This is a genomic window from Thermogemmatispora sp., from assembly GCF_019683755.1.
Taxonomy (GTDB): Bacteria; Chloroflexota; Ktedonobacteria; order Ktedonobacterales; family Ktedonobacteraceae; genus Thermogemmatispora.
This window is the reverse complement of the sequence record NZ_JADGHT010000514.1, coordinates 1-2359: the sequence shown is the minus strand read 5'-3', so window position 1 is coordinate 2359 and position 2359 is coordinate 1. Positions and strand designations below refer to the sequence as shown.

The window sequence follows — 2359 nt, the reverse complement described above, 5'->3', positions numbered from 1 at the left end:
GGCTGGGCTGGCCTCGCTCCAGACCAAGCGTAATCGCTGAGAATAAGAGAAGAGATATGAACAGTAATTATGCTATAATATCGGCGATGGCCACAGGAGGAGCCAACAAGCCTGTCCTGCCCTGCCTGCCGCCACCTGGTCATAGGCTCTGGGCCTTTTACAGACCAGCCGACCGGTAGTCCCGCTGCCGTAGGCCTAATTCCATTTTTTACCTACCTTCTATTCTGGAGGAGCAGAACCTGATGGGTGACTTCGCCAGCTTTATCGCCGTCCTTCATGAGCAGGTGCCAGCAAGCGCGGTTTTGCTTGATTCCGCAGTACTGCAGCGCTATGCGGTTGATGAATTGCAACCTCGCGCTGTCATTATCCCTTCAAGCATAGAGGAGGCGGCGCGTGTGGTGGCTCTGGCCCACCAGTATCAGGTGAGTCTTTTGGCACGTGGCGGGGGGACCCATCTGGGTCTTGGAGGCATTCCCATAAGTCTCGATGCGGTGATTGAGCTTACTCGCCTGTCGCGATTGCTGGAGCATGAGGCAGCGGATCTGACCTGCCAGACTGAAGCCGGCATAACGCTGGCAGCCCTTCAGAGCCAATTAGCCGCCCGTGGGCAACGCCTGGCGCTGGACCCCCCGCATGCAGAGCAAGCCACCATTGGCGGGATTTTGGCCACCAATGCCAGTGGGCCTCGTCGCTTTCGTTACGGGACCGCTCGCGATCTCGTGATCGGCTTGCGTACGATTCAGCCCGATGGCGAAATCACTCGGAGCGGGGGCCGAGTGGTGAAAAATGTGGCGGGTTATGATTTGAATAAGCTCTATATCGGTTCGCTGGGCACATTGGCCATCATTGTTGAGGCCAATTTTAAGCTTCATCCTCTGCCCGCTGCTGAGCGCACGCTGTTGCTGACTTTTCCCGCCGTGATCGATGCGATGCGCTTGGTGGGGGCAATTCTTGGCTCGGTCTTGACTCCTACAGCAATCGAGTTGCTGAATGGAGATGCTGCCAGGGCAATTGCAACCCGCGCGGGGCTCTCGCTGCCAGCTAACGGCTATACTCTGGCTTTTGATTTTGAGGGGAGCCTCAGCGCTATCCATCGCCAAATCGACGAGACGCGTTCACTGGCCCGTCAGTATGGGGCTTTAATGGTGGAAGATCTGCAGGGAGCAGAGCAGGAGGCTTTTTGGGAGGCTGTGCGTTTGCAGACAAGCGGTGAGCTGACTTGTAAGGCAACGATGCTGATTACAGCGATCGCTGCCTATCTGCAGTTTGCTGAGCAGCTCTGTCGGCGCTTAAACCTGGAGGTGGCCGCTGTGGCCCATGCCGGTAGCGGTATCGTTTATCTCGAACTGCGCCCTACAGAGGTGAGCAGTGAGCTGCTAGAGGCGCTCAGGCTCTTGCGACAGCAGGCCCAGGAAGGAAAGGGGAGCCTGGTTATAGAACGTGGTCCAACGGCCCTCAAACGCCAGATCGATGTTTGGGGGCCGGTTGGGTCCGATTTCGCGCTCATGCAGCGACTTAAGCAGCATCTTGATCCAGACGGAGTTTTTGTCAAGGGTCGTTTTGTGGGAGGTCTCTAGTCGTCTGTGAAGATGCTGGCTTATGGGGTTTCTGATACTGAATATGTGATTATTACTGCTCAGCCAGAGTTTCTGCAGCCTGCCGTGATTGAAATGCAGTCCCTCTGCCGCGAGTTGACGGTGGCAGAGGAGCTGGCGCCGGGAATTGCGCTGTGTGCTGTCCCCAGGCTTAGAGAATTATTGCGCCAGGCAATGGAGAAGACGCCCATTTTTGTACGCCACCTGGCTCCTGCACAGGCGATAGTTGAGCTGAGTGGAGCTATCGAAGAAGATTGCGCTCGCCTCGCACTCTCTCTGGCTGCTTTGCCTGAGTTTGCCTGGCTCGGACCAGGACAGTATTTTGCAGTTCAGGCGCGCCTGGTGCCTTCACAAGCACAGCAGCCGGCTCGTCCACTGGCTTATACCAGTGGTCAGCTCAATCAGAAGCTAGCCAAGGTGATCAGTGAAGAAACGGGGGCGATCGAATCCATCCGTAAACCGCAGATTGTTCTGTCGCTGGCCTTGACCGCAGAGCGGGGTTTTGTGGGGATCTCGCTGGCGGAGGAGAATCTTAGTTCCTGGCCAGGTGGTGAGCGGCATTTTGCTCGCTTGCCTGAGCAAATCAGTCGCTCAGAAATGAAACTGCTGGAGGCGCTAGAAGTCTTTCATCTGACGCTGCCAAGCGATGGTGAGGCCCTTGACCTGGGGGCTGCGCCCGGTGGATGGACGCGTCTTCTGCTGCAGGCTGGTCTACACGTTGTAGCAGTCGATCCGGCCGCACTGGCGCCAGCTCTGAGCGGGAT

General features: G+C 57.0%; 2 protein-coding genes. Both read left to right on the top strand.

From position 1 onward, the window contains the following. The first annotated feature begins 242 nt into the window (after nucleotides 1–242). Nucleotides 243–1577, top strand: coding sequence for an FAD-binding oxidoreductase (locus IRZ24_RS19470; RefSeq protein ID WP_297168184.1), 1335 nt, complete (start codon nucleotides 243–245; stop codon nucleotides 1575–1577). Nucleotides 1578–1589: 12 nt separating this feature from the next. Continuing rightward, the coding region (locus IRZ24_RS19465) for an SAM-dependent methyltransferase (RefSeq protein WP_297168187.1) at nucleotides 1590–2359 on the top strand (770 nt) is incomplete at its 3' end.